This is a genomic window from Acinetobacter pollinis (assembly GCF_015627175.1).
Classification (GTDB): domain Bacteria; phylum Pseudomonadota; class Gammaproteobacteria; order Pseudomonadales; family Moraxellaceae; genus Acinetobacter; species Acinetobacter pollinis.
Genome location: NZ_VTDQ01000061.1, coordinates 1 through 7,895, shown reverse-complemented (window position 1 = coordinate 7,895; position 7,895 = coordinate 1). Strand labels below are relative to the sequence as shown.

At 35.3% G+C, this 7,895-nt stretch carries 9 protein-coding genes; 8 read left to right on the top strand and 1 reads right to left on the bottom strand.

The window, feature by feature from the left end; translation table 11 throughout:
- The coding region (locus tag I2F23_RS13220) for a hypothetical protein (RefSeq protein ID WP_195773047.1) at positions 1–1,596 on the top strand (1,596 nt) is incomplete at its 5' end.
- A gap of 21 nt (positions 1,597–1,617) precedes the next feature.
- Here I2F23_RS13220 and I2F23_RS13215 read toward each other — a convergent pair.
- Positions 1,618–3,102 (bottom strand): UvrD-helicase domain-containing protein, encoded by a 1,485-nt coding sequence (locus tag I2F23_RS13215; RefSeq protein WP_195773046.1) that lies wholly within the window; start codon positions 3,100–3,102, stop codon positions 1,618–1,620.
- 655 nt (positions 3,103–3,757) lie between these two features.
- Here I2F23_RS13215 and I2F23_RS13210 point away from each other — a divergent pair.
- The 7 genes from I2F23_RS13210 to I2F23_RS13180 all read left to right on the top strand — a co-directional run.
- Positions 3,758–3,985, top strand: a complete 228-nt coding sequence (locus I2F23_RS13210; protein WP_195773045.1) for a type II toxin-antitoxin system RelB/DinJ family antitoxin — start codon at positions 3,758–3,760, stop codon at positions 3,983–3,985.
- On the top strand, positions 3,972–4,274 hold the full coding sequence (locus tag I2F23_RS13205; RefSeq protein ID WP_195773044.1) for a BrnT family toxin: 303 nt from the start codon (positions 3,972–3,974) through the stop codon (positions 4,272–4,274). Before I2F23_RS13210 ends, I2F23_RS13205 begins: the two co-directional genes overlap by 14 nt.
- On the top strand, positions 4,258–4,473 hold the full coding sequence (locus I2F23_RS13200; RefSeq protein ID WP_195773043.1) for a hypothetical protein: 216 nt from the start codon (positions 4,258–4,260) through the stop codon (positions 4,471–4,473). Before I2F23_RS13205 ends, I2F23_RS13200 begins: the two co-directional genes overlap by 17 nt.
- A gap of 38 nt (positions 4,474–4,511) precedes the next feature.
- Complete coding sequence (locus I2F23_RS13195; protein ID WP_195773042.1) at positions 4,512–5,312, top strand: hypothetical protein; 801 nt, start codon at positions 4,512–4,514, stop codon at positions 5,310–5,312.
- A gap of 263 nt (positions 5,313–5,575) precedes the next feature.
- Positions 5,576–6,526: a replication initiation protein gene (locus I2F23_RS13190; RefSeq protein ID WP_195773041.1), complete on the top strand. Its 951-nt coding sequence runs from the start codon at positions 5,576–5,578 to the stop codon at positions 6,524–6,526.
- Positions 6,527–7,051: 525 nt separating this feature from the next.
- On the top strand, positions 7,052–7,528 hold the full coding sequence (gene mobC, locus I2F23_RS13185; protein WP_195773040.1) for a plasmid mobilization relaxosome protein MobC: 477 nt from the start codon (positions 7,052–7,054) through the stop codon (positions 7,526–7,528).
- A gap of 1 nt (position 7,529) precedes the next feature.
- Positions 7,530–7,895 (top strand): relaxase/mobilization nuclease domain-containing protein (locus I2F23_RS13180; protein ID WP_407648031.1); only part of this gene is annotated, 366 nt, incomplete at its 3' end.

Here is a 7,895-nt window from a genome sequence, read left to right as displayed (position 1 = left end):
GGAAAAGCCCTCAATATTGCTCCTCCCGGACATGAAAAATATTTTGACCCTCTAAGGGATTATTTTAACTATTCGAAAGGTTGGTCTCGCCCTGATGACCCAAGTTTACAACGTGATATACAAGCCCCTGACTACCTTCATTATCAAGATAAATCTGCACTAAAAGCAGGTTTAAAGGGGAAATCTGCTAATGATGTTCGTGAAGCTATTGGAAGCTATATAGAGCAACGTATAGAACATGGTTTTGTTAGGAATAGAACCGATGTTTTAAACGCTATTTCAGAGCTTGGGGAGGTTACTAGGCAGGGTAATAATTTTATTTCCCTAAAATTAGATGGTGCAGATAAATCAGTACGCCTAAAAGGTGCATTTTATGAGTCAAAATTTAGTGTCGAATCTTACATTAAGAATCGAACAAGAAAAGCAAATGATGCAAACGCATCAAGAGAACATAGAGCAATTTCAAGAGAACACAGCGCACTTGCTGAACAGTGCAAAGCAAAGCTTACAACACTTTCAAACAGACGCTCAACATACAACAGAGAACGCTACCAACCTCTTGGTGCAAGCCCAAAAGAACCTCGTTTTATTCCAATCAGAGAGCAAGAATTTAGTCCAAGTCCTACAGCAACAGACCCAAGAAACAGCCACACTATTGAGCGAACAAGCAGAGCAACTCAACCACTTAAAAACCCAATCAGCTCAACTCAACAACATGAGCCAAGAGATCGCGGAAACATCAAGACTCAGGAAAAACCTTTTTACATCGAACATCATTTTAATTTCATTAGCTCTTATTTTTACTATCTTGAGCATCAGTCTAATTTACATAAGCAAAAGCAAATACACCGACATCAACGCGATGCAGAACAGAGTAAGCTATCTGAAATCACTAGGTGGGAGCATGATCACAAGGAAGTGCGATGGCAAGCTATGCGTTCAAGTAGACCCAGAATACATGAACATCCGTTACGAGACGACAGACACGAAACAGCCATTAGTGATCGTCAAGGAGGTCAATTAAATGAATCTCGAAGCACAATTATTGAAGATCATCGAAGAACAGCAGAATCAGTTAAAAGAACAGCAGAACGAGCAAGAGAAAGCATTAGAGCTTATTCAAGTGCAATCAGCGACTATCAAAGAGCTACAAGACTACACGAGCACTTTGAAAGAGAGACACAGCGAAGCAGTGCAGATCGTAGAGAGATATCGGCAGATTGTGCGGAATCTATCAGAACAAACTATCTCAGAGAATTTTTCACAGAAAATACAAGAGGACTTACAGCAACAATTACAGCTACGTTTAACCAATTTAGTCGAGAACTTGCAGATCGAGAACAAAGTCAAAGCATCAATAGAACATCTCGTTCCGAATATTTTGCCAATGACAGTGGAGAGCGAAATAGAATTTCAGCTAGAGCCAATCACAAAAGAAATGACCGAGAAAATAGCCTCACTAGAGCGTTATCAACAAAAGTTAGTGGGTTTAATCCAAAAAATATCTTTACGGCTTTAGATAAACTAAATAAAAACAAATATTTACAGCGAGATCAGGAACGTAAAAATAATCGAGGATATGATTCACTCCCATAGCCGTTTTAATACAAGCTAATATTAGTTAATAGAAATTTGGGAGTCTTTATGTGTTGACGTTAATCTTTTTTTTAGTTCCTTAAATAGTTCAATCATTCGACTAATATCTAGATTATTAATTGCTCGTGTACATGCTACATATAAAAGGCGCGCTTCGGATGGTGTCATAATTAGTTCGTCTTGATCTCGAGACCAAAAGAAATCATCTCCTAATTCTACAGTCTCAAACTCTAGTCCTTTCGCTCTATGCGCGGTACTTACCATGCAGTCATACGATTTTGTCGCTGCTATTTTATTAATTATATTAATCAAATATTGGGTACTATTTCCCTCAATTAAAGCGACTATAGGAACTAAATCGGACTTAGGGTACGCTTCAACATAATCTAATACCTCATTCCAGTTTGAAAATCCAAAAAACTCACTATTCTTATCAACTGAGAGATTATTCTGTAGTTTTTCAGAATCTTTTACTTGTTTTAATAAACTTTGCATATTTAGATTTAGTTTAGGTCTATGACCTTCTGTTAAAAGCTTTAAACCTGTTGCTAATGCTCCAGCATTAGTCCTTGCTAAATATGCTTGGCTTTTATCTGTCATATTTAATGTAGAACGTATACTATCATTACCTCTTAATGGTTTTGATTCATTTAATAAATGCTTCAAAATAACATTTGCAATATCTGAAATGCGTCCTCCAAACCTAAAGGACTGTGTTAGATATACTTCGGGTAAATCTAAGGATTGCATTGCATTAATTGCGCCACGAAATCCATATATCTGTTGGTGTCGATCTCCTACATAAATTTTTTGAGTATTTTGTTTACTTAGAATATCGAGCATTACAGGGTCAGCATCTTGTGCCTCATCAAATAGAATAAAAGAAGAATTAATCTCTGGATCTTGCAATGCCCAGTGTTTTAAATAAACGTCATGAGATATTTTATATTTATAATTTTTACTAATTTGTAGTTCCCACAGCTGATGGACTTTATAAACAAGGTCATATGCTAAATCATGACAATATCCTTTGTCAGCCCAATCAGGCATAGCACGAAAAGAATGTTCATAAGTTGGTTCACTATCTGTACTTCTACAAAAATTATCTAAGGCTCTTACAAGAATCATTGCTTGATCATAAGAGGTACAAACTGCAAATTGATTATTATTTTTTTCTAGAGGTAAGTTACAAGGGCTAAAATTAAAAAAATTAATAATATGATTAGGCATTAATCTTGGATGTGATAACTTTTCTTTTAAAAATTTAGGTGTTTCTTTATAGGCCATCGCATGAAATGTTTGTGATTGAACATTCTCAGGGAATTTTTGCCTAGCATCTTCAGCAATTTCTTTATTAAAGGCTAAATAAGTACCAGATCTATTTAAAGATTGTCCAATTAATTTTAGCGTTGTTGTCTTTCCCGCACCTGCATAAGCTGAAATCTTAAAGCTTTGATTTCCATTAGAAAAATCAATTGCTTGTTCTTGCTCTTTAGTTGGTTTCACTGATATTCCTAAACCATTCAATTCAAAGTCAGTTCGATAGCTATATTAGATCATAAGAAGTTATTAAATACTTGAATAAATATAATCTTCCTATTCATCCCTCTATATAATAGGTGTATGAATAGTCTAATTTTAGATTTTTAATCTCTCTTTATAATCTCACTGACCAAGTGCCATTTTGTTGGCTTTAACAGCCTCGCCCCGAGTATGAGGTATCAGCAGATCGCACGAAGCTATCCGAGCAAACTCTCTCAGAGACTTTTTCACAGAAAATATAAGAGGACTTACAGCAACAACTACAGCTACGTTTAACAAATTTAGTCGATTAATAGAACATCTCGTTCCGAATATTCTGCTGATGACATTGGAGAGCGAAATAGAATTTCAGCTAAAGCCAATCACAGAAGAAATGACCGAGAAAATGGCCTCACTAGAACGCTATCAACAAAAATTAGTAGGTTTAATCCAACAAATATCTTTACGGCTTTAGATGAGCTTGATAGGCGAAAAGAACAATAAAAAATATATACAAATACGAGTGACTATCAGCCACCTAGTCCGTAGAGTTGATCATTTTTTCTATTAATTTGAAACTTATTTACATATACTTTTAGTTTGCTATAGTATATATAAAGTAAACTAAAAGTGAATATAAATGGCTAGTAATGAAGAAACTACAAACTACAACTTACGCATAGATACTGAGCTAAAAGAAAGAGCTTTTTTAGTCTTTGAAAAGTATGGTTTAACAGCTTCACAAGCAATGAAACTGTTTCTAACACAAGTGGCGAATACTAACGCTATTCCTCTGTCTTTTGACTATAAAAAAAATGATGTGGAATTATTTGAACTCAAAGAAAGGAGTAATCATGCCACTGATTGAATTATATGGGTTATGGTTTGAATGGCATGACAAAAAAATGGACATCGTTTACAAAGGGCGTAACATTACTTTTGAGGAGGTATGCAGTATTTTTATAGATATTTACTCAATTACTGCTGATGATGTTGGTCATTATGATGAACCTAGAATGATTACAGTAGGACTGAGTAGCCATGCTAGATTGCTTACAGTTGTGTGGGTTGAGCGAGAAAATACCGTTAGAATTATTACAGCTTTTGAAGCACCGATGAACCATAAGCGGAGATATGAAAATGCAAGAAGAACTTGAACACTACAAAGATTTTGATTTTAGCCAAGCTAGATTGGTTAAACCTGAAATTATTAAAAAATTACAGGAACGCCATGCAGAAGCTCAAGCAAAGGTACTCGATGCTGATGTTGTGATGTGGTTAAGTGGTCAAGATCAAGACACTAAACAGCATATTAACGAAATGATCCGCCATATCATGGCGTTAAAACATGCTTAAATTACAGCTATTGATGAAACAAAGACTAGGCAGTAAGCATGTTAAATAAAGAGAGTTTAAAACGCACATCATTTAGTCAAGAAGAGCTTGTATATTTAAAACCAAAAAATTGGCTTAATACCTCAGTTCCTGTACCTGAAAATATAGACCAGTTACTGATTTGGACATCAGAATTAGCACAATATTATTATAATTTTTCTATTGAACATTATCGTGAAGTAGAAGCGACTGAAAACAGTAATAAAGACCAATCAGAAGAGCGAGATTTAGACTATTATCGAAAAAGAAGTTTTGTAGCAAATCAAACAAAAGATTTTTACTTGAACAAGCTATTAGATCAGGGTAAAGCAATAGTTAAAGGTTACATAAAACACCCAATTAAAGAAGAGGTGAAATATGCTGTAATTCATTATAATAATTATGATTTTATTTCATTTGCAACTGATAAAATAACGGATAAATTTCCTATACATATTATTGACTTTGAGCGCAAACAACCACCCAGAACACTAGAAGAAATATCAGAAAATAAGGAAGATTTTTTATTGGCAGTAAATGAATTTATAGGAATATTTAGAGTTCAGTATAAAAAAACTGCTAGATACAATAAATCAATTAAAGAACATAATGCGGTAGTTAATGAAATATATGTAAAAATTAAGAATGGTGATGCCGAGATAATCAAGATTATTGAAGAAAAAACAAAAATAGAGGAAATAACCCCAATTCAAACAAAAGAATTAGCCCCACCAAAAGAAGAAAAACCGAAGCCTATTATCAGTAATAAAAATGGCATTACAGTTATCAAAAAACGGAAGTTTAATCTAGTGAAGGACTAAGAACTTAACCAAATCACTCTTTAAATTTTTAGATGTGATATGTTTTGAAAAATCGCCAATATTTGCAGTTTTTTTGAATATTCTGTAAATTTAAGAGACACTAATTTTATTACTAATCACTGATTTGCGTATACAAAAAAGCCCCTGAATAAGTTTGGCGACTCGATGGGGCTTAGTGTACATGCTAATCACTTTTAGGAACGCTAGCATGCAAGGTTATTATAACAGTAATGTCTTTCATCGCAAGCCTCTGGGCTTGTGATATGACCAATAAGAATAACTTTAAAGAAGATTTTTACGCAAAATTACCTCATAAACCGTATTGCTCAGAAAATCTCGGTCATGGTGTTGTTATTCGTCCGAAAAAAACAGCAATTCAAAAGCCATACATTCAATATAATCCACCTTGTTTAATTACATCTTTAGTATTCGACATAGATCGTGCAGATGCTTATTTTGCATGGTCTGATGCAAACCTACCTTGTCCAACATGGATAGCCAAAAACCGCAAAAATGGACATGCACACATTGGTTATATGTTAGCTGCACCTGTTTGTACTACGCATAAAGCAAAGCAAAACATCATTGAGTATCTCGCGAAGATTGAACAAGCTTACAGTCTTGCTCTAGGTGCAGATCGTTGCTATTCGAGCCTAATTACTAAAAATCCGTGTCACGAAACGTGGGAAAACCATGTTTTTAGCGTAGAGCTATATGAGCTGAATTATTTAGCTGATTTTGTCGAGTTACAAGAGTTAAAAACAGACTTAAAAGAGGTTTCGGGGCTAGGACGCAACTGTATGATGTTTGATAACGTCAGATTTTGGGCTTATGAGGCGATTAGAGAGCAATTAGAGGGTGGTTATGATAGTTGGTATGCTCAAGTGCTTAAAGTTGCTCAGAACGCAAATGGTGCGTTTTTAGAAGCATTGCCATATTCAGAAGTAAAAGCTACTGCTAAGTCGGTTTCTCGTTGGGTATGGCAGAATCATGGTAAAGCACATGCTAAGTTTATTGAGCGTCAAAGAGCTAAAGGTCGAAAAGGTGATTCAAGTCATGGCGGTAAAGCTCGATCAGCTCAATATAGCGATATTCGTCAAGAAGCACTGAAATTACATATTCAGGGTGTTAAGCAAAAAGAAATTGCAAGGATTCTTAAAGTATCAGATCGCTCTATTAGAACATGGGTAAAAGACTATGGTTTAAGGTCATAGAAAAAAAGCGGAAAGTGCAACCTAAATCAGATATCAGCCGTTTTTCGGTTTCTGCTTTGTCTAGGGTGGGGCAGTGCCGTCCTAAATCAGATCTCAGCCGTTTAAAAAACAAATCTTTCAAATTATTTAAATCATTATTACTGCATGGCGTTAGCAATGGTTGTGGGCAAAGACAAAACCTGTGTGTCAAACCTGTGTGCAACTCAACGTATAACTCAACAGAGTTATGCGGAGTTGTGCATAGTGTTTGTGCACAGATTAGTTTTGGCGTTCGCTTGCGATTGTCCATAATCTTGCAACGTCTTTCTGCATGTAATTTACAGCTAGCCTTTGTTCTGTGTAATCCAACATTTCTCAAAATATTGAATATACATAAACAAGATGCTATTTTTAAATTAAGCAAGCCTACCCCGTAGCCACAAAATATCAAAATTGCGAAGCAATTTTATATTTTATGTCACGGGGGCTTGTTAGGGGATTCCCCCTAAGACCCCAATCATTGAGAACCTAATTTAGTAAAATGCTATGGCAAAGAAAGAATTAAAAACAGAAGTTAAACGTCTACGTTTAACTAAATTAGAAGCGGAACAACTAGAAAAATATTTGAATGATCATGATCTCAATTTTAGTGAGATGGTAAATACCTTAATCAGTCAAAAAATAAAGTCTGAATTTCCGACTGTATCAATCGAGCCAATAGAAATAGTTAGTGAACAAAAGAAAAAACCTCAACCAATTAAACAGCCACCGAAAGCAGACCCAGCACTACTTTTCCAAATTGGTCGAATTGGTAATAACTTAAACCAACTTGCGAAATCACTAAATATTCTTAGACAAGATACGAATAGCGTTCCTAACTTTTCATTTCTTGAATGCTTCCATGTACTCAGTCAAATGCAAAAAGATTTACATCATTGGCTTGGTGAGCTTCCCAAAATTGAACGTAGTCCTGAAGCTGTGAATCGTGCAAGAGAAAGAGCTTTAAAGAAAAGGGAAACATAATATGTATATTAAGTTTTTGAAGCATGGAAAGGGCGACCCCGCAAAGGCTGCGAGCTATTTAGTTGATGAAGTCGATCATCTCAACCGTCCTAGAGCTTACGTTCAGGTATTAAGTGGAGATCCACAGGCATTTACTGCCTTAGCTGAATCTATAGAGAATGAGTGGAAATATACAAGTGGTGTTATTGCTTGGTCTAAAGATGATGCACCAACCAATCAAGAAATTAACGAAGTATTAGACCACTTTGAAAAGCATGCCTTTTCAGGGTTACAGCCTGATCAATACCACTTCACAGCAGTTTTACATCAAGAAGATGATGGCTCAAAGCATGTGCATTTCTTAGTCCCTCGAATTGAACTAGATACA